Raw genomic sequence first — 22,785 nt, 5'->3', positions numbered from 1 at the left:
GTTAGCTAAGACTTGTCATACCTTATCGAAAAAAGAGTAGGCTGAGCGTTATGTGACAATTTTGGCATCTCGGGTAACAAGTATGACGTCTCAACTTGCTGCCTACTCATTCATGTAGCCCCATGTGAGGATTAGACAGAAAGCGACTTGTCAGTACATTTACCAACCGCTACTCTGTCTTTTCCGCTGGCTTACTCTGTATGGTAAAACTCTACTTTCTGCAGTTCCTACTCCTTATTAGTACTATTACCGCGCTAGCCCAGCGTCCCAAGCCGGCCGCGGTATCGCTTCCTCCAGCCGATACCGTCTACTTCGACCGGGACTGGGAGCGCACCGAGACGCTGGAAGAAGTGGCCTACGCCCGTATAGCCCGCCACGACGCGGCTGGTAAAACCGTGGGCACCGTGCGCGACTATTTCTACCCTTCCTGGCAAAAGCAGTGGGAAGGCAAGATGGTTAAAGAGCACCCCGACGTGCCTTCAGGGCTGTGCACGGGCTGGCACGAGAACGGAAAGCTGAGCTTTCGGGGTACCTACGTCAACGGCGCCCAGCAGGCTGATTTTCGCAGCTGGCACGAGGACGGGCGCGAAATCAAGTGCTCGTATGCAGTGGAAGATGCCCTGCCGCTCAGCAGCGCGGAGATTCACTGCAGCAACTGCATGCACCTAAGCCGAAAGGTGTTTGAAGTCGACGTGCCCGAGGGCACGGTGGGTATCGTGTACAAGCTCGACATCCGCGACGGCCATCAGCCCGCTTCCTGGTCCACGGCCTTGAGCATGGCCGCGGCCCTGAGCAATCCGGCCACCGGTACGGTGGCCCTGTTGTCCATGGCCGCTTCCACTTTGTCGAAGCAGGACACCAAGCCGCCCACGACGTCCACCAAGTGCCACTGGTACATCACCACCAGTCCGGCGGCCATGCAGCAATTCCTGGCTACGAAAGGCTCGATAACCATTCCCAACTCGTGCTTGCGCATGGAAACCAACACGCCTCAGGAAACCCGGCCAATGTCGCTGCCCCCCGGGACACGCCGCTTCTTCGTGTGCGTCAACAACGACAACTACACCACCGACGCCACGGCCACGCTCAGCGTGACCGCCCTGGTGAAGGCCTGCAATTAACGCTAAACCTCTGGGCGATTAATAGTGGAGCGTCAGGCCGGCGCCCCACTTGTAGTCACTGTCGTAGTTAGTGCTCAATGACACGTACTTGCTGACCATGTAGCGGAAGGCGACATTGTATTCCCGGTCCGTGTTCACCAGCAGGTCGGCGAAGAAGTTGTTGCTCAGCGGCAGGTCGGTGCGCTCCAGCTGCAGGCGCACCTTGCCGTTGCTGTCCAGGCGCAGCTCCGAGCGCACGAGCAGCGGCAGCAGGTAATACACGCCCACGTCGAACACCCGCCGGTTGTTTTTGGTGTTGCGCTCGCCCTCCGCGAGCAGCGTGCGGTTGTTACGGTAGTCAAAGCCGACAAAGGCGGCGATAAACTGCCGGTTGTCGAGGTAGCGCAGCAGGTGGGTTTCGGTTTCGAAGTTGCCTTGGTAGTTCACGCGGCCCTCGAATTCGAGCGCGTTGCGGTTGTTGGACAGGGTGCTTTCCAGAAAAGCGCCCTGCGAGTGGGCCATCAGGTCGGCCCAGAGGTAAGGCTGGTTGTCTTCTTTTTTCAGCTCTTTGTAGTCGGTGCGGGCGTACTGGTTCTGCGGAGTGCCCTCGTAGCTCACGATGCGGGCCATGCCGGCCATCATGTGGTAGAGGATGTGGCAGTGGAAAAACCAGTCCTGCTCCTCGTTGGCGTCGAATTCGATGGTGACCTTGCCCATGGACTGAATGTCGAAGGTGTGCTTCATCGGCGAATAAGCACCCTGGGCATTCACGAGCCGGAAAAAGTGCCCGTGCAGGTGCAGCGGGTGGCGCATCATGGTGGTGTTGGTAAAGGTCATGCGCACGTTCTCGCCCCTACGGATGGGAATCTTATCGGCCTGGGAGAGGGTCTTGTTGTCAAACGACCACACGTAGCGCAGCATGTTGCCGGTGAGGGTCAGGTTGATTTCCCGCCACTGCTTGGTCGAATCCAGCGTGGTGGGGTTGAGGGCCCGCAACAGGTTGTAGTTGAAGTCGCCGGCGCTGCCCCCCATGCCGCTCATCCCGGCCATTCCTCCCATGTCCATGCCCGCCATACCGCCCATGTCCTGCATGCTGCCCATGCTTTTGCCGGCTTTTTCCTGGGCATTCGCGGGCCGGCTCTGCGGTGAGGGGGCCGTGGTGGCGGGCGCGGCGCCGTGCTCCATATTCATTCCCGGCATCGCCGAACCACTAGCCGGAGGGGCCGGCTTCGGGCCCTGGTGGCCCGCCATGTCCATGCCTTTCATCTCCCCACTGCCCTGCTCTTTGGTCATGCCGGCGCCGCCCATGTCCATGCCGCTCATGCCTTCCATGCTGTTCATCTCCCGCATCATCTGGAAGTAGTTGATGCGGGGCAGATCCGGCGCTTTCATCGGCTCGCCCTGCCCGATATAGGTGGAGGTGTAGCCCGTGATGTCGTTGGCCGTGGCCCGAAACTCGGCCGCGCCCACAGCGGGCACCGTCACCAGCAGGTCGTAGGTTTCGGCCGTGGCAATTTCGAGCTTGGTGACGGGGAAGGGCTCCACGTTGATGCCGTCGGCGGCGATGACCTGCATGGGTCCGCCGGCGTACTGCAGGTAAAAGTAGGAGGAAGCGCTGCCGTTGATGATGCGCAGGCGCACCACCTCCCCGGGCTTGGCGTCCTTGAAATAGCCCTTTTCCTGCCCGTTGGTCAGGAATTTGTTGTAGTAGATGTCGGTCAGGTCCATGGCCGGCATGCGCCCCCACTCCTGCTTGAGCTTGTCCTTGAAGTAGCCGGCGGCCAGGGCCTCGCCGTAGCTCTGGGTGGCCCCTTTCTGCACGGCGAACCACTCGCCGGTGCGCTTGAGGTAGCGCAGCACCTCCTTGGATTTGTGGTCGGTCCAGTCGGAGAGCACCAGCACGTACTCCTTCATCTCGTAGGGAATGCGCTTGGGGTGGATGACGATGGAGCCGTACACGCCGTCCTGCTCCTGCAGCATGGTGTGGGAGTGGTACCAGTAGGTGCCGCTCTGAATCAGGGGGAACACGAACGTGTGGGTGCCGCCCGGCTCGACCGGGGCCGTGTTGAGGTAGGGTACGCCGTCCTGCTCGTTGGGCAGCAGCAGGCCGTGCCAGTGGATGCTGGTTTCCATGTGCATCTGGTTGTGCACCCGAATCACGGCGGTGTCCCCTTCGTTGAAGGTGAGCGTGGGGGCCGGAATCTGGCCGTTGATGCCGATGGCCCGGCGGGTGCGACCCGTGAAGTTGACCAGGCGCTCGTCCACGTACAGGTCGTACTCCACCCGCTTGCCCACGTAGCTCGTGCGAGGCGTGACGACCTTGCCCTGCAGCTGAGCAGCCGGGGGGGCGGACTGGGTCAGGTGAGGCTCAGAACTTTTGCCCATGCGCATGCCCGGCGTGTGCTGCGCCCAGGCGGGCATGGCGGCCAGCAGGGCAGCCAGTAGAAAGAGTATTCGCATCGGTCGTTACTTGTCGCGTTTGGGGGTGCTGCGGGCCGGGTTGTTGTCCTCGAACCGGTACTTATCCATGGTGCTGGGCATGGCCATTCCCGGCATGCCCGGCATGGCCTCGCCCTTTTTCATGCCCGGCATTCCGGACATATCGTTCATCTGCTGGCGCGTTGTCGCAGGCTTTTGGCCGCCGGCGGGCTGCATGCCGGGCATGTTTTCCATGCCTTTCATAGTACCCATGGCGGGTTTGCTTGGGGAGGTGTTTTTCGAGGGAGCAGGACCCATGTCCATGCCAGGCATGTTGCCCATGTCCATCGGGGCGGGCGGCGCTTTGCGCGGGCTGCCTTGGCCGGAGGGACGTTGCATGCTCATCCCGGGCATGGTCATCCCCGGCATATCGGCCATGGCTCCCGGCTGGGCGGCCCGTCCTGCCGGCGCCGGCTGCGGTTGGCCGCCGCGCCGTTGGGTGGGCATGTTCATGCCTTCCATTTGTTCCATGGGTTGACGGCGCTGGCCTGGCTGGGTGGCCTGCGGGCCGGGGCCCATGTTCATGCCTTCCATGCTGGCCGGGGAGGTACCTGGCGTAGCCACTGATGGTGGGCGAGTCCCGTCGCTTGCGCCAAGCTCCTCGTTGTGGGCGTCCGCTTCGGAAGCCGGCATGTCCATGCCGGGCATGGCATCCTCCCCGCCGTGGCCATGGCTCTTATCGAGCAGGTTGCCCTTGGGACCCACGCCCTCGACGTACACCAGCTGCGCACCTCGGTGCCCGGCCACGGAAAGCGCGCCGGCCGCCGCCACGGCTGCCACCAGCACCAGCACTTCGTAGGCCCGGCGCTGAACCTTAAAATAAAACCCGATGCCGGCCAATAGCAGTGTGATGCCCGAGAGCCAGGTGGTGTAGCCGGCGAACTGCTCGTGGGCCGCGTACACCGCCGCCGCCCGGGGTGACAGGCCAATTGCCGCCGCATGAAACACGGTGCTGGCCGCCACCGCCCCGGCAAAGCCCCCAGCCATCACGGCCAAGGCAATCCAGCGCACCTGGGGCCAGTCCTTGAATACCAGCAGGGCTTGCAATGCCGCGGCCAGCAGTATCAGGACAATGGGCAAGTGCACCACCAGGGGGTGCAGATTGGGAAAATCTGAAAACATAGAGCCGAATGAGCCAAGGCCGGTACACGGAAAAACCCCGGCTCACCGCAAGCAGCAGTGCCGGGGCAAATCCCAATGGGTAATGGAGAGGCCGCGCTGACCACTGGTCCTAGCCAAGCGGTCGTTGCTTTCCCTGTTGGGTACCATACGTAGTCAAACCGCGACAATGTTTGCACGCAAAGGGCCGCATGGTTGCATAATTTCAAGCAACCTGGTCCTGACTGCAGGCCGTCCCAGGAAACGCTAAAACGAAAAAACGCCCGACCTACTGGGGCCGGGCGTTTTACACGAGCGTGGGCAGCTTACTTGGCCGCGCAGCAGCTAGGGGCTCCCGCCGTGCAGGCCGGAGTGCCGGCCTGGGCGCAGTTTTGCACCAGCGGGCAATCGGGGGTGCCCTTCAGTGGGCAATCCGCCGTGGTCGGGGTTGGGCTGGTGAAGCCAAACAAGGCGCCGCCGGAGAGCAGCGCCGCGGCGCTGAACATCATCATCTTGCGTTTCATCGGTTCTGGTGGTTAAGATGGGCCCGCCGGGTACGGCCGCGGGGTAGTTCAAACAGCCACGGTCCGTACTTCGTGGGTGGCACTCATTACAATGTCTAAGCCTTTTCAGCCTTGAAGCCAGCATCTTCTACGAGCGCCAGCACCTGCTCCTCGGTCACGTCGCCGGTCACGGTGAGCACCTTGTTGGGGTTGGCCGTGTCGACCTGCCAGGAGGCAATCGCCTTCTCGCCGTTGAGGGTGGGCGTAACGGCTTTGATGCAGCCGCCGCAGTTGATGTTGGTGTTGAATTGGAGCGTTTTCATGGGAGTAAATGCGTGGCGCCCGTGGTGGGCGGGTTCGGGATTAAAACACCCAAAAGTAGCGGCACGTGCCCGGGAAGGGGTACACAATTAGGCTTCAGGCTTGCATGATTTGTAGCCGCTAATCCACCCTTTGCCTGCCTGCCGCGTCGCACGCTTGCTTTAATGGTGGCCCATGCCCCCGCTTAGCAAGTGTTTGCCGATGACAAAGAGTAGGAGCAGCACCAGCCCGGCGATGAGCAAATAGCGTCCCCAGGGAGTTGGCAGAGCAGTTGCGTGGCCCGCGGCCACCGCTTGGGCATGCGCCTGCTTTTGCAGCCGCCATTTACCAATACGGCCCCAGGGCTTGTACACCGAAATGGCGGTGGCTGCCAGCAGCACGACCAGCGCGGCCGCGGCATCGGCCAGCAGCTGCAGGCGCAGCCCGCGCAGGTCAGTTGCCGAGAGGTCGGCTTTGGCGGCTACCTCGGCCAGGTAGGCGACGGGCTGCATGTGTAGCAGCAACAGCAGCGTGGCCCCTACCGTGAGCACCAGCTTGACCAGCACCCAGTAATGCTTGAACAAGCCCCAGGGCGTGCCCAGCGCCTGCACCACGCCGGTGGCCAGCGCGGCCAGGCTGGAGGGCACAATAACAAACCAGCCGCTGAGCCCCATGGCCAGGTAGGCCGTGCGCACCAGCAACGCATCAGAACTGGTCAGGCCGGTGATGGCCAGGGCCAGGAACACGGCCACGGCGCCGAGCCAGCCCACCGAGAACGTGATGTGGGCGGTGAGCATGAACTTGCGCAGGGCGGGAGCCATTGTCATCAGCGAGGCAGTTGGGGCGGGTGAAGGACCCCGCAAAAGTAGGGGTGTCGCCCAGGCCCGGCGTACAGAATTAGGCCGCGAACCAGCATAATTAACACACCGGGGCCCACGAAAAAGCCAGCCCGTACGCGACGAGCTGGCTTCCCATGGTATCGAGGATATTTAAGCAGCAATGCCCTGGCGGCAGGCCTGCTCGCAGCGGCGGCAGGCCTCGGCGCACTGGCGGCAGTGCTCGGAGTGAGCGCCGTGCTTCTCGCACTCGTCGGCGCAGGCCTTGCAGATTTCAGCGCACTCGCGTAGCAGATGGGCGGCGTGCTCCGAGCCGCGGGCAGTGAAGCGGGCGGTGAGGGCGCAGATGTCGGCACAGTCGCGGTCCAACAGCACGCAGCGGGCCATCATCTTCACGTTGTCTTCCTGCAGGCAGGCCGTAGCACAATGCTCACAGGCGGCGATACAGGCATTGAGGGCGTCGAGCAGGCTTTGGTTTTGGGTATGCATGGGAAAGGGGTGTAGGTGAACGAACAAGGCAACCCAACCGGGTCGCTGCCTAAGTATACCTTCTCTGTGGCCCAAGGTTTTACATATTAGTCTTCTTCCCTTGCATGATTTGGGGCCTCCTCCCCTACCACCGGAGCCCTTTCGGCCCGCAGCAGCCGACGATATGCGGAAGGCGAACAGCGGGCCAAGCGCCGGAATTGGCCGGAGAAGTGCGCCAGGCTGGTGTAGCCCAGGTGCCGGGCAATTAGGCCCACGCTCAGGGAGGAAGAAAGCAGCAGCTCCTGCGCATAAGCCAGGCGCTGACTCAGGATGTAGGCCGCCAGCGTCTTATCGCCCACCAAGCGGGCAAAGGCCGCGCTCAGCTGCCCGTACGTCAGGTCCAGCTCACGGGCCACCGCCGCCCCGAATGCCCGGTGCCGCAGGCTTTCGCCGGGCTCGCGCAACAGGCGGTTCACGGCCACGCTGACCCGTTCCACCAGGGTCTGGTGAAAGGTTTCGAGCAGCGCAAACCGGGCTGCTTCCAGCGTGGCCCGCAGGCGGGGCCAGTCCAGGTCTTCCGGCTCTCCGGCGACCGTGGCGGCCCCCAGGCGCACGTCGAGCACCTGCAAGCCCAGCCCTTCCAGCTCCTGCCGAACCACCCGGATACCGCGCGCGCACACCATGTGCTTGATGTAAAGCACAGTGGTGGGCGAAGCAGAAGCGGAGCGATTAGGCATCAGCAAGCGAGGTTAAGGCAGGTAAATGCCGCGCTGCCAGCATTCGGTGTAGTCCAGCACCATGTGCAGCAGGAAGCCCACGGCCCAGATGCGCGTGCGGGCGGGTAGCAGCAGTAGCACGTAGCCGCCGATGGCCCAGTAGGTGTGAAAGGTGTGGAAGTTGATGCTGCAGCGGCCCGGGTCGTAGAAGGGGGTGGCCCAGAGGTGGTCCAGGTCGAGCAGCAGGGCACTGGCCAGCACCAGCCACACCCGCCGCCAGTGGGGGCGGTGAAAGGCCAGGGCATACAGCCCCGGCACCGTGATATGCAGAAAGGCGTGCAGCATCGCTTAACGGGTGGGCAGCACCGGATTCAAATCCGAAGGCGGGGTGAGCGGCTGCGCGTCAAGTTCCTGCGGGTGGTCGTCCAGGCCCGTTTCCTGGTGCGAGGCGAAGTACTGGGCCAGGGCTTTTTCGCCCACCAGCCAGAATACCACGGGCGTCACGATGATGTCGAGGAAGGTAGACGAGAGCAGACCGCCGAGGATGACGGTGGCCACCGGGTACAGAATTTCCTTGCCCGGCGCGTCCTTGGCCAGCGTGAGCGGCACCAGGGCCAGGGCGGCTACCAGGGCCGTCATCAGCACCGGCACCAGGCGTTCGAGCGAACCGCGGATAATCATCGGGATGCCGAACTTTTCGCCTTCGTGCTCCACGAGGTGGATGTAGTGCGAAATCATCATGATGCCGTTGCGCGAGGCAATGCCCGTGAGCGTGATAAAGCCCACGAGCGAGGCAATGCTGAACGTGCCCCCGGTGAGCAATACCGCCACCACCGAGCCGATGAGCGCCAGCGGGATGTTGAGCATAATCTGGCCTACCATCAGCGAGGACTTGAAGTGCGAGAACAAGACCAGGAAGATGCCGGCCAGCGAAAACAAGCTCAGCCAGAGAATTTTCTGCGAGGCCGACTGCTGGCTCTCGAACTGCCCGCCGTAGGTGAGGTAGTAGCCGGGCGGCAGCTTTACCTGCGCATTCACTTTGGCCTGAATTTCCTTTACCGTGGAGCCCAAATCGCGCTCGGCCACGTTCAGGGAAATCGTGATGCGGCGCTGGGTGTTTTCGTGGTTGACGGTGTTCGGGCCCGGCTCGTAGACGATGTCGGCGACCTGGCTGACCGGTATCATGGCGCCGGAGGGCGTTTCGATGCGGGTCTGGCTGATGGCGGCAATGTCGTTGCGCTGGGCTTCGGGCAGCTTCACCACCAAATCGAAGCGTTTCTGCCCGTCAACCATCTGCGACACTACGGTTCCCTGAAACAGCGTCTCCAGGTCGCGCACCACTTCCCCCCGCGCCATGCCGTAGGCGCGCAGGGCGTCATCTTTGGGCCGGATGAGCAGCTGCGGAATCTGCACCTGCTTTTCCACCTGCAGGTCTACCACGCCAGGCACAGTGCTGGCAACAGCGCGCACTTCGTTGGCGTAGCGGCGCAGCTCCAGCAAGTCGTTGCCGAAGACCTTGATGGCCACCTGGGCCCGTACCCCCGAAAGCAAGTGGTCGAGGCGGTGGGAAATGGGCTGGCCGATGTTCACATTGACGCCGGTAATCAGGCTGAGCTTGTCGCGCATGTCAGCCAGAATCTCATCGCGGCTGCGCATGGTTTTGCCCTCCTTCTCCAGCTCCGCTTCGGTTTTGAACGCCACTTCGATTTCCGAGTTGTTCACGGACTCGGCGTGCTCATCCAGCTCGGCGCGGCCGGTGCGGCGGGCGGTGTAGGCCACTTCCGGAATCTTGAGCATCTGCTGTTCGCCCAGCGTGCCCAGGCGGTTGGACTCGGTGAGCGACGTGCCGGCCGGGGCCGAGAAATTGACCGTCAGGGAACCCTCATTGAAGGGCGGCAGAAACTCGGTGCCGAAGAAGGGTATCATGGACACTGCCACCGTAAAGAGCAGGGCCGTCGACGTGAGCACCAGCCTGGGATGCTGCAGTCCCCAGCCCAGCAGGCGCGTGTCCTTTTTCTTGAGCCAGCGCACCAGGCCGCCGTCGGTTTCGGGGTGGTCCATCTGCTTCATCTTCGGCAGCAGGTAGTAGCAGAGCACCGGCGTAACGGTGAGTGAAACGAAGAGCGAAGCCACGATGCTGGTGATGTAGGCCACGCCCAGCGGCGCGAAAATGCGGCCCTCCATGCCTTCGAGCGCGAACAGCGGCAGAAATACCAGCACCACGATAATGGTGGCGTACACGATGGAGTTGCGCACCTCCGACGAGGCCGCGTAAACGACGCGTAGCACCGGTTGCGGGTCGGGCCGCTGCTTGTTTTCGCGCAGGCGCCGGTACACGTTTTCCACGTCCACAATGGCGTCGTCGACCAGCTCGCCGATGGCGATGGCCAGGCCGCCCAGCGTCATGGTGTTGATGCTGATGCCCGCCACCTTGAACACCAGCGCCGTAACCAGCAAAGACAGCGGAATGGCGACCAGCGAAATAAACGTGGTGCGCACGTTGAGCAGGAAGGCAAACAGCACGATGACCACCAAAATGGCCCCGTCGCGCAGGGCTTCCTCCACGTTGGTAATTGAGGACTCAATAAACTCCGACTGTTTGAACAGGCGCGTATTCACCTTTACGTCCGGGGGCAGCGAGGGCTGCAGTTCTACCAGCGCTTTTTCCACGGCTTCGGTGAGGCCTACGGTCGCGGCTCCCGGTTGCTTCTCGATGCTCAGAATCACGGCCGGCTTACCGTTTACGCTGCCGTCGCCGCGCTTGAAGCGGGCGCCAAACTCCACTTTGGCAACGTCCGCTACCCGGATGGGCGACTGCTCGCGGTAGCCCACAATGATGTTCTCGATGTCCTGCACCGAGCGCAGCCGGCCCAGGTTGCGAATCAGCACTTCCGAGCCGTTGCGGTCGAAGAAGTTGCCGGTGGTGTTCAGGTTGGACTGCCGCAGGGCTTCTTCCACCTGATTTACGGTGAGGCTGGTGGCATTCAGCCGGGGCATATCGAGCAGCACCTGGTACTGCAGGTTGTCGCCGCCGATGGGAATCACCTGGGCAATGCCGGGGATGCTGAGCAGGCGCTGGCGGACGGTATAGTTAGCCAGCGTGCGCAAATCGGCGGCGTTGGTTTCCTCGCCGCCCGAGAGTCCCACCAGCATAATCTGGCCCATAACCGAAGAAATGGGCCCCAGCACCGGCGTAATGCCTTGCGGCAGCTGCTCGCCGGTGGTTTGCAGCTTTTCGCTCACAATCTGGCGGGCCGTGAAGATATCGGTGCCGTAGTCGAACTCCACGAACACCATGCCCAGGCCGATGGCCGAGTTGGAGCGCACCGCCGACACGCCGGTGGCGCCGTTCAGGGCCGTTTCCACGGGCAGCGTCACCAGGGCTTCCACTTCCTCTGGCGCCATGCCGGGGGCTTCCAGGAACACGGTTACGCGGGGGCGGTCCAGGTCGGGCAGCACGTCCACGGGCAGCTGGCCCGCGGTATAGGAGCCGGCGATGATGAGGCCCACGGCGAAAGCCAGCATGAGCAACCGGTTTTGCAGGGCAAAGCGAATTATCTGGTCAAGCATAGGTTTGCAGGCTGTTAGCTACTAGCTCTTAGCCGTTAGCTCTTGTTCAAAAAAGCTAACAGCTAACAGCTATCAGCTAATAGCTCATAAAAGCTACTGGTTGAGGTAGATGGATTTGAGCTGGTAGGTGCCGGCCGTGACCACCCGGTCGTTTTCGTTGACTTGCCCCTGCACGAGCACGGTCTGCTGGCCGTTGACGGCCCCCGGCTGCACGAGGCAAATCTTAAACCGCTCGGGCTCGGTGTGCACGAAGACCACCGGCTTGCCATTCAAATCCGTGATGGCCGAGGTGGGCACCACCAACTGGGGCTTGCCGCCCCCGGTCTGGCCCACCACCTGCACGTTCACGGCCTGGCCGGCGCGGTAGGCGCTGCCTTCCGGGGCGTCGAGTTCGAGCACCAGCTGGCGGGCCTGGTTCACGGGATTTACCACGTTGCTGAACACCACCAGCCGCGCTGGTACGCCGGCTTGTCCCTGCAAGCCTTCCACCCGGAACACGGCGCCGGGCGTCACCTTGGCCAAATCCTGGGCAAACACCTGGGCTTCGACGCGCAGCTTGCCGGGGTTGATGACGCGCAGCAGCTCGTCGCCCTGGTTGACCTGCTGGCCCACGGCCAGATTAAACACGTCTACCGTGCCGCTCACGGGCGAGGTGATGGTGACGCGCCGCTGGCTGGCCTGGCCATTGTAGATGCCAGCGTTCTGGCGGGCCTGGCGCAGGCGCAGCTCGGCGGCCACCACATCCTTGCGGGCGGCGATGTCGGCAATGCTTTGCAGGCGGGCGTAGTCCTGCTGGGCGGCCCGCAGCTCCGCCTGGGCGTTGGCCCGCTCGGTGCTCAGGCCGATTTGCTGGGTGGCGTCGAGCGTTTGCTCGATGACGGCCAGCGTCTGCCCGGCCTGGACGGCTTTTCCCACCTGGGCGGCCAGGCTGACGATGCGCCCGGTCTGGGGGACGACGACCCGCCCTTCCCCTCCCGCTGCGGCCGATACCGTGCCGTAGAGCGTGGCCCGGCTATATGTGGTGGAGTAGGTGGCCAGGTTGGTGCGCACCTCGAACAGGAACTGGCTTTCCTTGGGCAGCAGCACCTCGTCGGTCAGGGCCACGCCGGTACTGGCCTTGGCTTCGCCGCCGTGGTCTTCGCCGCCGTGGGCCAGCACCGGAGTGGGCGGGGGCAGCAGCACGGCCAATACCAGGCCGGCCGCGGCCGTGGCGGCCAGGAATTTATGCGTGGTTTTCATAGATGGCGGGAGTTGAAGTGGAAACGGGGGCTGCCGGGCGGCGACGGCGCAGCAGCAGGGCCGTCAGGCCGATGCCCAGCGCAAAGGCCCCGACCAGGGCCAGCATGCTTTTCCAGGACGAGAAAATTGATGGGGCCACGGCGGGGGCCACAGCGGCCACGGGCAGCTTCTGCCCGACCTTGATGCCTTCGAGCAGCAGCAGGTCGGCCGTTTCGCCGGCCACGACGTTGAGGGCAAAGCTGTAGGCCTTATTGGCTGGAAACTGCCCCTCAACCAGGTAGATGCCCGGTTCCTGCTCGGTCACTGCCCATTTCAGGGTGGCATCTTCCGGGTTGGTCAGCGTAAGCTTCGCGCCTTTGATGGGGGCGTTGGTGGCGTAGTCGGATAGGAACAGGCGCAGGTCGGCTGGCTGGCCGCCTTCCAGCGGCTCGTAGCGTAGCAGCACTTCGAATTGTTCCGAAAGGGCCGCAACTGAAAACGAGGTAGCGCCCGCTGCCGTGCCCGCCTTTGGCCCTTCGCCGTGGTCTTCGCCCCCGTGGGCGTAGGCCAGGCTGGTCAGCAGCAAACCCAGCAGCAAAATCAGGAGTTGTTTCATGATGGTTGACGGTTATTCGCCCCGCAGGTAGTTAAGCTCGACCAAAGCCTGGCGGTAGTCGCGGATGGTGGTCAGGTAGGTATTCTGAATGGCAAAGGCCTGGTTCAGGCTCAGAATGAGCTGCAGGTAGCTGGCTTCGCCGGCCCGGAACAGGCGCTGCGACTGGCTGATGATGGCCCGCGACTGCGGCAGGCCGGTTTGCTCGTAGTAGGCCAAAGAGGTGGAAAACTTGCGCGTGTCGGCCAGGGCCTGCTCGTAGAGGCTGCTCAGTTCCAGGCGCTGGGCCTGCAGCTGGTAGCCGGCGGCCTGCGAGCGGGCCGTAGCGGCCTGCAGCTGCGAGCGGTAGGTCCAGAACCAGACGGGCACCGATACGCCGAACTGGAAGCGTGATTTTAGAGAGGAGTTCTCAAACGCCTGATTCTGATAGCCCACCGTGAGGGCCGGCGTGCGCCGGGCCCGCACCAGGCTGATGCCCGACTGGCTCAGGGCCACGTTCTGGGTGGCGGCGGCCAGCGTGGGGCTGCGCACCAGGGCGGCGCTGTCTTCGGCGGGCAGGGCGCCGAGCAGGGCCGTGCCCGTCTGGGCCAGCTCCGCGCCGGTGCGGCTCAGGTCGGTGCTGGTGGCCAGGGCTTCGGCGGGGCGGCCCAGCAGCAAACTCAGGCGGCGCTGGGCCGCCTGCCGGTCGGCGGTAGCCTGCTGCAAGAGAACGGTTACCTGCCGGGCTTCGGCGTCGGTGCTGATGCGCTGCAGCGAGGTGACTTCGCCGGCCGTGAACAGGCGCTCGGTCGCCAGGCGCAACACCCGAAACAGGCTGTCCTGGTAGGTGAGCTGCCGCACCTGGGCCTCGGCAAACTGCAGGTTCAGGTAGGCCAGGCGGGTGTCGCGCAGTACCGCGGCCCGGCTTACGTCGCGGTTGCGCTCGGCCAGCGTGATGCCGGCCTGCGCTACCTGCCGCTGCCGCCGGTACACGTTGGGCAGGTCAATGGTCTGCACCACGCCCGGGGCCCACATCTCGCCCGTGGGGGCCGAAAACAGAAAGTCCGGGTTGGCGGGTGCAAACGAGCCCCGCTTGAGGGCGCGCTGCTCCTCAATCTCCTGGGCTGACTGCCGCAGCCGGGGGTGCCGGCGCAGGGTCTGGGCTTCGGCGCTGTCCAGGCTGATGATGGTTTGGGCGCGCGCAGCTTCGAAACTGAATCCCAGCAAAAGGGCCAGAACCAGCAGGAAACGCACGCCACTTCTCAATTTCAGATACTTCATATAATCAGGTTAGAGCGAGCCAGCGGGCCGCCTACCGTTGCAGCGGCAGACGACCCAGACGAAGCGGGTCCGGACGCCCGGCGTCCGAAAAGCAGGCGACGTCTATGACTTTTTCACCAGGGCCATGCCGCACTTCGGGCAGCTGCCGGGCTTGTCGCTGGCCGAGCCTTCGCAGTTCATGGGGCAGGTGTAGGCGGCGGCCGTGGCCTTGCTGGCTTTGGCCGCCGCGTCGAGCTTTTCAAAGCGGGCGCTGAGCGAGCTGCCGTTGGCTTTCAGGCTCACGATGGCCGTGCGCAGGGTAGTGCCGGCGGGCACGGCGGCCACGAAATGGTCGCCGGTGGGCGTCAGCTTCACGCTGGTGGTTTTGCCCGCCGTGCTCAGCAGCATGGCCGTGCCGGTGGAACGGTCCAGCGGCATGGTTTTCTCGTTGGCGTCGAGCAGGTACACGTGCACCTCCCCGGCTTGCTGCACCAGTTCGAGGTGGTACTTGCCGGCCGTGCGGACCGTTCCGCCGTGGGGGGATTTGTGGGCGTGGGTTTCGCCGGCGGCTTTGTGGCCGTGGGCAGCGGTGCCGGGCTTGTGGCTGTGCTGAGCGGCAACGGTGAGCGGGGCGGCGAGCAACAGGGCGGCGGCGAGAATTTGCGAAATCTTCATGAGAGGGGGTTAGGAGTAAAGTGGGTTGGAGTAGCCTTCGGGCTACATTTTGTCGGCGTTCTTATTGTGCCAGTCCTTGAAGGCCGCTATTTCCTTCTCCTGGGCATCTATTATCTGCTGGGCCATCTGCTTGAGCTTGGTGTCTTTGCCGTGGGCCAACTCCGCCTTGGCCATGTCCACGGCGCTCTGGTGGTGCATGGTCATGAGCATGTTGAAGTTCATGTCCGGGTCTGCCACGCTTTTTGGCATCGGCATCATGGCGTCCATCGAGGCCTTCATCTTGCTGGTGAAGGGGTCCGTGGGGTCGTTGGGCTTGTAGTTGGTCGGGGCGTTATCGAGGCGGGTGGCCGCGGCTTCCAGCTCGGCGATTTCCTTTTGCTGGTCGGCTTTGATTTTCTCGGCCATCTGGCGCATGGTGGCGTCTTTGCCGTCGCGCAGCTGAATGTCAGCCATGACAACCGCGCCCTTGTGGTGCTCCAGCATGTGGTGGGCGAAGTCGTGGTCGGTGTTGCCCTTGGGCTTGCTGGCGTGCATCTTCTGCATCATCTCGTTCATGGCCACCAGCTGCGGCGAGTCGCCGGCCGCGGCGCTGCCCGTAGCCCCGGCGGAGTGGTCCATGCCGGCCATGTCACCGGAGGCGGTGCCCTCGGCGGTGGTCGTTTCGGTGGTAGTAGCCGTCGAATCGGCGGCCTTGTCGCTGTTGCAGCTGGCAACCAGCAGGGAGCCCGAGCAAAGGGCTGCGAGGAAAAAAGCGGACTTTTTCATGGGTGTGGTTGGGGAAAGTGGAAGAAAGAGAGAGGCAAGCCGGAAGGGGCCCAGCCCCCACGCTAGGCCTTCACGTTGATGGTGAAGTCACCGGTGTGAATCTTACCGGCGTGGTTGAACTGCAGGAACACGCGGTACAGTCCGGGCTTTTCGAAGTTGGTGTTGAAGCCGATGTTCGGGCCCTTGTCGGCCTGGTCGTTGGGGTGCACGTGCAGGTACTGTTCGGTATCCTCGCTGATGACCACCACGTGGCCCAGCGCGCCGAGGTAATTGGCGAGGTCCGTCACCGGCTGGCCGTCCTTGCTGATGTTGATTTTCATGCCCAGCAGCTGGCCCACTTTCAGGTCTTTGTCGAAGGCGAGGGTGGCCTGGTAGCCGTCCTTCTCCCACTGCATATCGTCGTTCTTGAACTTGACCGGCGCATACGCCGCGCCCTTCACCGTGAGGGGCTGGCGGCCGAGCTGGTGGCCCGAGCCCGTGGGCGTATAGTCCTGAAACAGCACGTAATCGCCGCCCTTTGGGAAGGTGTACTTCACTTTGTAGTCACCGGCAGCCGTGTACTCGGGGTGCTCGTGGTAGAACTGGCCCAGGTCCTTGCTGACGATGATGAGGTGAATCTTCTTCTCATGGACCACATCCAGGGGCACGGGAGCCGAGCCTTTGCCCGTTTCCACGGGCGTGAAAGCCAGCGTGGTGGGCTGCCCGGCCGTGACCTGCGTGGGCGTTGGCACCAGCTTCATTTCGTAGGTTTTGCCGTTGGCCACCTTGTCGTTGTGCTCCAGGTTCATGCCGCACTTGGGGCACTTGTCGCCCTCTTTGGTGCTGGTCACCTCGGGGTGCATGGGGCAGGCGTAGGTGTGGCCCCCGCCATGCTCGGCGGTGCCTTCGGCCGGGCCGTTGGTGGGCGTGGTCACGGTGTCGGTGGTTTTGCTGGACTCGGTTTCGGACGAGCAGCTGCTGGCGGTGAGCAGGCCAGCCAGGGCCAGCAGGGAAAGCGGTATGCGGTGCATAAAAGGGGAATGGGGTTGAACAGATGGGGAGACTATATCCAGTAGTCCGGGGCGCTGCTGCAGGGCGGCTAGGCCTGCCACTGCTGCCAGAGCACGAAGCCCAGCCCGGCAGCTACCGCGGCGTAGAGCAGGTAGGACAGCAGGCGGCGAACCGGGCCTTGGGGGGCGGGTGCGCCGGCTTCTTCGCAACAACTTTTCATTGTCAGGCGAGGGTAAAACCAGGAAGATGAAGGAGGGAGGGGGCAGCTAAGCGCCGGGCGGACACGACAATGCAAAGGCCCGCCCCGGACATAGCAGAGCTATGCCAGGGCGAGCCTTGGGCGCGTCAAATCAATCAGACCGTCAGGGACTGAATAAAGATGCGGATGTCGGGTATTTTGGGGGGCAGGTGCTCGCGGAGCACCAGAACGACCGAGTGGGTGCGGTCCCACTGCCCGGCAGCGGGCCGGAAAAAGAAGTCGCTGCTGGCCGGCAGCAAAGCCGGCGCGGGCGTCATCAGCTGCTTTTCAGCCGGCGTGGTGAGCGACTTAAGGATAGCAGCCGAGTTGTCCTGGCAGCAGTCATCCTTGCCCGCGGGCTTGGAGTTGTGCTGGGCATTGTCCTGCTTGGTCTTGGTGGGTTGCTGCTTTGCCGTGGCATTGTCGTGACCGTGGCAGCCAGGGTGTGAAGGCTTCTGCGGCGGGGTGACCTTGGCCACCGGGGCCGCTTGCACTGGGTTAAGCGTGGCGCAGTAGCACTGGCCCACGAACACGTTGACGAAGACGAGCAGGAAGCTCGTCGCCAGCAAACGGCGGAAAGGGGACAGGCTACGGAACATGACAGGCGCTAAGCAACCGCAAAAGTAGACTTCTCCACGAAAAGGCGGTACCGCTTATCTACCCCATTTCTAAATAAAGAGTTTCCGGGCCGTTCCTGTGGGTGGCCGCTTAACCCGCGAAAAAGGACCGCAAATGGCCACCAGGCTGTTTTAGGCGGCAGTCAGGGAAAAAAGCCCCCGGCAAGCAGCGCAAAATTATGCAAGCCTTCGGCCGGATTATGTAAATCCCTTGCCCGCCTGCAACGTGCAAATTATGCAAGTTTCGGGTGAGATTCCGTACTAACCCCGCCGCGGGGGCGCCGTTCCTTTGTACTGTACTTTCTAGCCTAGGGAGCCTTGGGTTTCCCGGCCCAATGCAGCACTACGGCTGCTTATTTCTATGGAACCAACGACCAAGACCGAAACCCTCGACATTGAAGGCATGACCTGCGCCTCGTGCGCGTCCTTCGTTGAGAAGTCCCTGACCCGCACGCCCGGGGTGCAGCGGGCCATGGTCAACTTCGCTACCGAAAAAGCGACGATTGAATACCTGCCCGCCCAGGCCACCCCGGCCACCTTAAAAGAGGCCGTGGTCAAGGCCGGCTACGGCGTAACCGAGCGCGCGCCAGACACCAGCGCCGCCGACCGGCAAGCGGAAATCGACCAACAGAAGGCCCTCGCCTACGTCAAGCTCAAGCGCCGCTTCTGGGTAGCCACGGTGCTGGCCATACTCATCATGCCCCTGAGCATGCTTATGCTCTGGCCCGCGATGATGGCCCGTGTGAATATGCACTGGCTGAACTACGGCCTCCTGGTGCTCACCCTGCCGGTGCTGTTCTACAGCGGGCGCGAATTCTTTACCTCGGCCTGGAACGGCTTCAAGCACCGCGCCGCCAACATGGACACGCTGATTGCCGTGGGCACCGGGGCTGCCTTTCTGTACAGCCTGGCGGCCACCGTGGTGCCGGGCTGGTTTATGCGCCGGGGCCTTATGCCCGAGGTGTACTATGATACGACGGCCACCATCATTGCCCTGATTCTGCTGGGCAAGGTGCTGGAGCTGCGGGCCAAGACGCAAACCTCGGCCGCTATCAAGGCGCTGATGGGCTTGCAGGCCAAAACGGCCCGAGTGGTGCGGCCCGACGGCCAGGAGGTGGACGTGCCCATCGAGCAGGTGCAGCTGGGCGACCTTGTCGTGGTGCGCCCCGGCGAAAAAGTGGCCACCGACGGCGTTATTGAAGAAGGTACTTCTGCCGTGGACGAGGCCATGCTCACGGGCGAAAGCCTGCCGGTGGAAAAGAAGACCGGGGACCCGGTATTCGGCGCCACGCTCAACAAGACGGGCTCTTTCCGCTTCCGGGTGACCAAGGTGGGGGCTGATACCATGCTCTCGCAGATTGTGAAGCTGGTGGAGGACGCCCAGGGCAGCCGTGCCCCCATCCAGCGCCTGGCCGATAAGGTCAGCGCCATTTTCGTGCCCACGGTGGTGGTCATTGCCATTCTCACGTTTGTGCTCTGGTTTGACCTGGCCCCGGTGGAAGCCCGCCTGCCGCTGGCCTTGGTCAACTTTGTGGCAGTGCTCATCATTGCTTGTCCTTGTGCTTTAGGTTTGGCCACGCCCACGGCTATCATGGTCAGCACCGGCAAGGGCGCCGAGCACGGCGTGCTGATTCGCAACGCCGAGGCCCTGGAAAAAGCCCACCAGGTAAATACCGTGCTGCTCGACAAGACCGGCACCATCACCCGCGGCGAACCGGCCGTGACGGACTTTGTGCCCGCCGAGGGACAGGACGCGGCCCAACTGCTGCAGGTAGTGGCCGCCGTGGAGCGGCAGAGCGAGCACCCGCTGGCCGAAGCCGTGGTGCGTTACGCCGATGCCCAGCAGGCCCCGGCCATTCCGGCCACCGGTTTTCAGGCCATCGAAGGCAAAGGCGCGCAGGCGTCCGTCAACGGGCAGGCCGTGCTCATCGGCAACTTCCGCCTGCTCGACGAGGCCGGCATCAGCCTCTCGCCCGCCGTGCGCCGGCAAGCCGATGAGCTGCTGGCCCAGGCCAAGACCGTACTGTATGTCGCCGTTAACCAGCAGGCCGTGGGCCTCATCGGGGTGGCCGACACCGTGCGCGAGACGTCGGCCGCCGCCATCAAGCGCCTGCAGGCCATGGGCATCGAGGTGGTGATGATGACTGGCGACAACCCCCAGACGGCGGCTCAGGTAGCCGCGCAGGTGGGCATCAAGCGCTATTTCGCCGAGGTGCTGCCTAGTGGCAAGGCCGGTAAAGTCAAGGAGCTGCAGGCTGAGGGCCGCATCGTGGCCATGGTGGGCGACGGCATCAACGACGCGCCGGCCCTGGCCCAGGCCGACATCGGTTTGGCCATGGGCGGCGGCACCGACGTGGCCATGGAGGCGGCCGGCATCACGCTCATGCGCTCGGATTTGCAGGGCGTGGTCACGGCCACTGAGCTCTCGCGCCAAACCATCCGCACCATTAAGCAGAACCTGTTCTTCGCCTTCATCTACAACACGCTGGGCATTCCGGTGGCGGCGGGGCTACTCTACCCCTTCTTCGGCATTTTGCTCTCGCCCATGCTCGCGGCCGGGGCCATGGCCCTGAGCTCGGTGTCGGTGCTCACCAACTCGCTGCGCCTGCGCAGCTTCTCCCCCGCTAAGAACTAAGCCATGGATACCGCCGAAATCATCGTGACGCTGACGGGCCTGGCCCTATCGGCTTTTGTCATTTGGTACTTCTTCTTTTCCGCCCGCCAGACGGCTGCAGCCGTTTCTACCTCCAGCGGGGTGCAGGAAGTGGACATCACCGTCAAGGGCGGCTACTCGCCCGACGTGATTGAAGTGGAGCGCGGGAAGCCCGTGCAGCTGAGCTTTTACCGGGACGAGGAGAACAGCTGCTCGGAGGAGCTGCTCATGCCCGACTTCAGCATCCGCCGCGACCTGCCGGCTTTCAAGACGACGCTGGTGGAGCTGCTGCCCCAGCAGGCCGGTACCTTTACGTTTACCTGCGGCATGGGCATGCTGCGCGGTAGCCTGGTCGTAAAATAGATGCCGCTCATGAACTCCCAACTCCGCTCCGGCTTCACGCTGCCTGCCCCCGGCACCCACCGGCTGCTGATTAAGAACATGGTCTGCCCCCAATGCATCCGGGTGGTGACGGAAGACCTGACGGCCCTGGGTTTGCAGGTGCAGCGGGTGGTGCTGGGCGAGGCCGACGTGACCACCGCCGACGGCCAGGCGCCGGACCTGGAGCCCGTGCGTAACACCCTGCTGGCGGCGGGCTTTGCCCTGCTCGAAGACCCGCGGGCCCAACTGATGGAGCAAATTAAGACCCTGCTGGTGACGCTCATTCATTATCCCGAGCCGGGCCCCCGCCTGCTTACCTACTCGGATTACCTGGTCCAGCACCTGGGGCGCGACTACCATTACCTGTCGCACCTGTTCTCCTCCGAGGAAGGCCTGACCATTGAGAAGTTCATCATCCGCCAGAAGGTGGAGCGCGCCAAGGAGCTCATCGGCTACGGCGAGCTGACCATTGCCCAGGTGGCGGGGCAGCTGGGCTACAGCTCCCCGGCCCACCTCTCGCGGCAGTTTGGGCAGGTGACGGGCCTGACGCCCTCGGAATTTCAACGGCTCGGACCCGCCAGCCACGCCCGGCGCAGCCTGGACTCGCTGCTGTAGCCTCGGAAATTATGCAAGCAAAAAGGCCAACGGTGTAAAAACCGGGCGGGTAGCCAGGGCGTTTATATTGTTCACCACCAGACCCCACCGACCGTGCACATGAACCGCTTATTCCGTTTGCCTATTTTGTCTCTGCTTGTGCTGGTTTCCCTGTTTTCGGCCTGTAAAAAAGGCCACGACATGGACGACATGAAGCACGACACTCCGCTGATGAAAATCATGATGGACATGATGACGCAGATGGACGCGCAGGCCAAGACCCAGGACCCGGACCACGACTTTGCCGCCCAGATGGTGCTGCACCACGACGCGGCCATCAAGATGAGCGAGGAAGAACTCCGCGCGGGCAGCAACCAGGAGATGAAAACCATCGCCCAGGACGTCATCACCAAGCAACGCGCCGAAATCACGCAGTTCAACTCGTTCCTGAGCAGCCACCAGCCCACGCAGCCGCTGGTACCGCAGTTCAACCAAATCCAGAAAACCAACATGGACCGCATGATGGCCGCCACCGACGCGCGTACCATGACCATGCGCACGGACGTGGACTACGCCGAGATGATGATTGACCACCACCAGGCGGCTATCGACAACTCGGAAGCGCTGCTCCAGCACGGCCGCAACGCCACGATGCGCCAGCTGGCGCAGGCAATTATTGCCGACCAGCGTCAGGAGATTGCTACGCTGCGGAACTGGCTCACGCGCAACCGCTAGGTCTTGGCTTAGCCACAAAAAAGGCAGCTCTCGCGGAGCTGCCTTTTTGCTTTTAGGGTACGGTGGGCGGCCAAGAGCACTATCCGGCGGCCTGAGTCCGCTACCGGCCGAGGTGGCCACCGTCGCCCGCTACGTGGCCCTAACAACCCCCATGCTCGCATTACCTGCTTTCTGCCTCATTCTAGTCTTGGCAACCGGTGTGGTCTTAGCCGGTTGCCGGTCATCGGCTGTCGTCCCTACGTTTTCGGCCGCCCCCGGGTACCACCACCCGCCACAGGCCCAGCGCGGTGATACAGCGGCAGTCACCCCTGCCCGGGAGCAGCCCATTACCCAGCAGGGACGGGTAAAGGCGGAAGAGCGCGCTACGTCCTCCGGCACGCGCGACCGCGTGGCTAAGAAGAAGGAACCGGCAGTCAGGCCGGGCAGCAGGCACGCTAAAGCAACGCCCACAGATACCGTCAGCAGCGCCATCCGGCCGATGGCCCCACCCGGGCCCGGCCAGTATGCCTCACCCAAGCTCTTTAGCGCCCAAACGCTGGTCCATTATGGCCTGCACTTTGTTTTTCCGCTCGTGTTGGCGCTGGTGTTTTTTCCCTTGGTGTGGCAGACCGCTTACCTGGTTATGTTGGCCACCATGGCCATTGACCTGGACCACCTGCTGGCCAAACCCATCTTCGACCCGCTGCGCTGCAGCGTGGGGTACCATCCGCTGCACTCCTTTCATATCATACCGGTGTATGCGCTGCTGCTCCTGTGGCCGGCAACGCAAATTGTCGCTGTGGGCTTGCTTTTCCACATGTTCACGGATACGGTGGACTGCTTGTGGAACTTCAGCCACTGCCAGGAGTGCTACCGGAACTCCCGTATTCGTCGCTTGTACAACGGGGTGCGGAAGCTACTGGGCCTTGAGGTAGTCGAGTAATGAGGACGGAAGAGCGGATTGACTGGAAGAAGAACTTCAGCAGGCAGTCCATTTCGTAGCAAGGGGTAGGCGTGGT

The 22,785-nt window shown here is 63.1% G+C and carries 23 protein-coding genes; 6 read left to right on the top strand and 17 right to left on the bottom strand.

What is annotated here, in order from left to right; genetic code table 11:
* Positions 1-200 precede the first annotated feature (200 nt).
* Positions 201-1,121, top strand: a complete 921-nt coding sequence (locus J7E24_RS16100) for a toxin-antitoxin system YwqK family antitoxin (protein ID WP_215139142.1) — start codon at positions 201-203, stop codon at positions 1,119-1,121.
* 18 nt (positions 1,122-1,139) lie between these two features.
* Here the strand turns inward: J7E24_RS16100 and J7E24_RS16095 are convergent, their stop codons facing one another.
* From J7E24_RS16095 to J7E24_RS16020, 17 genes are all read right to left on the bottom strand, one after another.
* Positions 1,140-3,560 carry a multicopper oxidase domain-containing protein gene (locus J7E24_RS16095; protein WP_215139141.1) on the bottom strand — a complete coding sequence of 807 codons (2,421 nt, stop codon included), beginning with the start codon at positions 3,558-3,560 and terminating at the stop codon, positions 1,140-1,142.
* Between the two features lie 6 nt (positions 3,561-3,566).
* The gene (locus J7E24_RS16090) at positions 3,567-4,700 is read right to left on the bottom strand and encodes a DUF2231 domain-containing protein (protein WP_215139140.1); all 1,134 of its coding nucleotides are present in this window, start codon (positions 4,698-4,700) and stop codon (positions 3,567-3,569) included.
* A 302-nt stretch (positions 4,701-5,002) separates the two neighbouring features.
* On the bottom strand, positions 5,003-5,200 hold the full coding sequence (locus tag J7E24_RS16085) for a hypothetical protein (RefSeq protein WP_215139139.1): 198 nt from the start codon (positions 5,198-5,200) through the stop codon (positions 5,003-5,005).
* A gap of 95 nt (positions 5,201-5,295) precedes the next feature.
* Positions 5,296-5,502, bottom strand: a complete 207-nt coding sequence (locus J7E24_RS16080) for a heavy-metal-associated domain-containing protein (protein ID WP_111480615.1) — start codon at positions 5,500-5,502, stop codon at positions 5,296-5,298.
* 159 nt (positions 5,503-5,661) lie between these two features.
* Positions 5,662-6,306: a hypothetical protein gene (locus J7E24_RS16075; RefSeq protein ID WP_215139138.1), complete on the bottom strand. Its 645-nt coding sequence runs from the start codon at positions 6,304-6,306 to the stop codon at positions 5,662-5,664.
* A gap of 162 nt (positions 6,307-6,468) precedes the next feature.
* Positions 6,469-6,804: a four-helix bundle copper-binding protein gene (locus J7E24_RS16070; RefSeq protein ID WP_111480614.1), complete on the bottom strand. Its 336-nt coding sequence runs from the start codon at positions 6,802-6,804 to the stop codon at positions 6,469-6,471.
* Positions 6,805-6,890: 86 nt separating this feature from the next.
* On the bottom strand, positions 6,891-7,520 hold the full coding sequence (locus J7E24_RS16065; RefSeq protein ID WP_133257231.1) for a helix-turn-helix domain-containing protein: 630 nt from the start codon (positions 7,518-7,520) through the stop codon (positions 6,891-6,893).
* Between the two features lie 12 nt (positions 7,521-7,532).
* Complete coding sequence (locus tag J7E24_RS16060; RefSeq protein WP_111480612.1) at positions 7,533-7,844, bottom strand: DUF6122 family protein; 312 nt, start codon at positions 7,842-7,844, stop codon at positions 7,533-7,535.
* A gap of 3 nt (positions 7,845-7,847) precedes the next feature.
* Complete coding sequence (locus tag J7E24_RS16055; RefSeq protein ID WP_215139137.1) at positions 7,848-11,069, bottom strand: efflux RND transporter permease subunit; 3,222 nt, start codon at positions 11,067-11,069, stop codon at positions 7,848-7,850.
* A 93-nt stretch (positions 11,070-11,162) separates the two neighbouring features.
* Entirely contained in the window at positions 11,163-12,308 is a 1,146-nt protein-coding gene (locus J7E24_RS16050; protein ID WP_215139136.1) for an efflux RND transporter periplasmic adaptor subunit, read from the bottom strand.
* Positions 12,292-12,903: a hypothetical protein gene (locus J7E24_RS16045; protein WP_215139135.1), complete on the bottom strand. Its 612-nt coding sequence runs from the start codon at positions 12,901-12,903 to the stop codon at positions 12,292-12,294. The genes J7E24_RS16050 and J7E24_RS16045 overlap by 17 nt, the downstream gene beginning before the upstream one ends.
* 12 nt (positions 12,904-12,915) lie before the next feature.
* Positions 12,916-14,160 (bottom strand): TolC family protein, encoded by a 1,245-nt coding sequence (locus J7E24_RS16040; protein ID WP_215139134.1) that lies wholly within the window; start codon positions 14,158-14,160, stop codon positions 12,916-12,918.
* Positions 14,161-14,262: 102 nt separating this feature from the next.
* The gene (locus J7E24_RS16035; protein WP_215139160.1) at positions 14,263-14,814 is read right to left on the bottom strand and encodes a heavy metal-binding domain-containing protein; all 552 of its coding nucleotides are present in this window, start codon (positions 14,812-14,814) and stop codon (positions 14,263-14,265) included.
* A 42-nt stretch (positions 14,815-14,856) separates the two neighbouring features.
* Positions 14,857-15,579: a DUF305 domain-containing protein gene (locus tag J7E24_RS16030; protein ID WP_215139133.1), complete on the bottom strand. Its 723-nt coding sequence runs from the start codon at positions 15,577-15,579 to the stop codon at positions 14,857-14,859.
* Between the two features lie 62 nt (positions 15,580-15,641).
* Positions 15,642-16,589, bottom strand: coding sequence for a heavy metal-binding domain-containing protein (locus J7E24_RS16025; protein ID WP_215139132.1), 948 nt, complete (start codon positions 16,587-16,589; stop codon positions 15,642-15,644).
* A 68-nt stretch (positions 16,590-16,657) separates the two neighbouring features.
* Positions 16,658-16,789 carry a hypothetical protein gene (locus J7E24_RS17810; protein ID WP_262898883.1) on the bottom strand — a complete coding sequence of 44 codons (132 nt, stop codon included), beginning with the start codon at positions 16,787-16,789 and terminating at the stop codon, positions 16,658-16,660.
* A 134-nt stretch (positions 16,790-16,923) separates the two neighbouring features.
* Positions 16,924-17,406, bottom strand: a complete 483-nt coding sequence (locus J7E24_RS16020) for a hypothetical protein (protein WP_215139131.1) — start codon at positions 17,404-17,406, stop codon at positions 16,924-16,926.
* Between the two features lie 379 nt (positions 17,407-17,785).
* Between J7E24_RS16020 and J7E24_RS16015 the strand changes: the two genes are divergently transcribed.
* The 5 genes from J7E24_RS16015 (at position 17,786) to J7E24_RS15995 (ending at position 22,709) form a co-directional block, all read left to right on the top strand.
* Positions 17,786-20,059: a heavy metal translocating P-type ATPase gene (locus tag J7E24_RS16015; RefSeq protein WP_215139130.1), complete on the top strand. Its 2,274-nt coding sequence runs from the start codon at positions 17,786-17,788 to the stop codon at positions 20,057-20,059.
* Positions 20,060-20,062: 3 nt separating this feature from the next.
* A complete protein-coding gene (locus tag J7E24_RS16010; RefSeq protein ID WP_215139129.1) occupies positions 20,063-20,440 on the top strand; it encodes a cupredoxin domain-containing protein in 378 nt (125 codons plus the stop codon).
* Positions 20,441-20,449: 9 nt separating this feature from the next.
* Positions 20,450-21,073 (top strand): helix-turn-helix domain-containing protein, encoded by a 624-nt coding sequence (locus J7E24_RS16005; RefSeq protein ID WP_215139128.1) that lies wholly within the window; start codon positions 20,450-20,452, stop codon positions 21,071-21,073.
* Between the two features lie 138 nt (positions 21,074-21,211).
* Complete coding sequence (locus J7E24_RS16000) at positions 21,212-21,787, top strand: DUF305 domain-containing protein (protein WP_215139127.1); 576 nt, start codon at positions 21,212-21,214, stop codon at positions 21,785-21,787.
* A 478-nt stretch (positions 21,788-22,265) separates the two neighbouring features.
* Positions 22,266-22,709, top strand: coding sequence for a DUF6122 family protein (locus J7E24_RS15995; RefSeq protein WP_251047235.1), 444 nt, complete (start codon positions 22,266-22,268; stop codon positions 22,707-22,709).
* Positions 22,710-22,785: the final 76 nt, after the last annotated feature.

The organism is Hymenobacter sp. ISL-91 (genome assembly GCF_018613725.1).
Classification (GTDB): Bacteria; Bacteroidota; Bacteroidia; order Cytophagales; family Hymenobacteraceae; genus Hymenobacter.
Note: the sequence above shows the minus strand (reverse complement) of the source record. Positions and strands in the feature narration are given on the sequence as shown.